Below are 1,475 nucleotides of genomic sequence, written 5' to 3' on the forward strand. Positions count from 1 at the left end.
CGGCCCGTTCGCGGGCCGCGCAATCCACGCTAGATTTAACCGAAGGGGCCTCTAGCTCAGTTGGTAGAGCATCGGACTTTTAATCCGTGGGTCGTCGGTTCGAGCCCGACGGGGCCCACTGCATCCCCGTAAACTCGGGGATTTTGGGACGCAGTCTGAATTAGTCGGTTCTAGATCCCGAACTTACCCCGAACATTGCGGACAAGGCACCAGCAGCCCGAACACTCTGCGTGTTGCGTGCCATATAGGTATCCATCGTCATCGACGGGTGCTTATGTCCGAGATAGTCAGCGATGTCTCGAGCCGACAATCCAGCTCGGTCCAACGCCGTCGCCACAGTCTTTCGAAAGCCGTGCGATGTGAAGCCGGGATACCCGAGTCGATCGCGATTCACGCGCCAGTCTGACTCCGTGTTCGAAGTATCGCGGAGCTTCCCGAGCATCGAGGGGAACACCAGGTCGAGCAGGTTTTGCGGCTGAGCCGAGTATCGAGCCCGGAGCATCGTCACCGATTCGGAGGGTAGGGCTATCGTTCGTTCGGATGTCTCCGTTTTGCCGGCCGCACGAATCGACAGCCCCTCCCCCGGCGTCCGTGACACGCTCGAGCCGAGCGTTACCGTGGCCGCGTCAAAGTCGAGCGCCGGCCACTGCAGTGCCAACGCTTCACCAATTCGGCAGCCGCTCCATGCCATAAACTCCCAAAGCTCAACGATGTCTAACCGCACCATCTCCGGATCAGCGCGCACCGTTACAAGGAACTGCACTACCCCCTCGAGCGGGAGCGCCGAAGCGCCGCGGCTTGCCTTCCGCTCAATGCCAGCGATACCCACTACCGGGTTAGTCGTGATTGCATCATTTCGAATTGCTAGAGCGAGCATCCCCGATAGCACCGAGCGGCACCCCTTGGCCGCGCCGGGCCCGTGCTTCACCGAGACGTGTGTGATGAATCGCTGTAGCCGCATCGTCGTCGCCTCGCCCACCGTCAACTGCCCGACGAGAGGCTTGATGATTGTTTCCGCATTGTGCCGATACGTCGAGATTGTGCGCGGCGCACGCCCTATCTCCGCCTTGAGCAGAAGGTACGCATCAGCGAGATCAGAGAGTTTCGTACGCTTAGTAATGGCCAGCTGCGACGGAGTTTCGATCGTGGTGAGCGCAACGCGCAATGAGTGCTGAGCCTTCGAGGAGGTTGACCCGAAGCGCTCCACCTGGCGTCGCTTGCCGTCTTGGAATCGGTACAACGTCCGAGCGCGCCACTTGTCGGGAGAAACCTCCTGGACGTTCAGCACGCCATGTGACCCGACCGGGTTACGCGGGCGACTCATCGTCAATCACCGCCGTAAAGGCGCGGCCGGCCATCTAGCAGTTCATCCGCGCGGTTGTAGTCCAACAGAGGCAGCCGAGGTAAGACGGCACCTGGTTCGTCCACAAAGCGCAGAGCCGGCCTCAGCACGGGGAGGTGAAGGGAAGGGAAGG

General features: G+C 60.9%; 1 protein-coding gene and 1 tRNA gene. One reads left to right on the plus strand and one right to left on the minus strand.

Features of this window, described 5'->3' with window-relative positions:
• Nucleotides 1–45: 45 nt before the first annotated feature.
• Nucleotides 46–118: transfer RNA gene (locus RMN95_RS15445), tRNA-Lys, on the plus strand.
• Nucleotides 119–160: 42 nt separating this feature from the next.
• On the opposite strand, the gene RMN95_RS15450 is transcribed toward RMN95_RS15445, so the two are convergent.
• Complete coding sequence (locus RMN95_RS15450) at nt 161–1,324, minus strand: site-specific integrase (RefSeq protein WP_309617797.1); 1,164 nt, start codon at nt 1,322–1,324, stop codon at nt 161–163.
• Nucleotides 1,325–1,475 lie beyond the last annotated feature (151 nt).

The organism is Salinibacterium sp. (genome assembly GCF_031364185.1).
GTDB lineage: Bacteria > Actinomycetota > Actinomycetes > Actinomycetales > Microbacteriaceae > Rhodoglobus.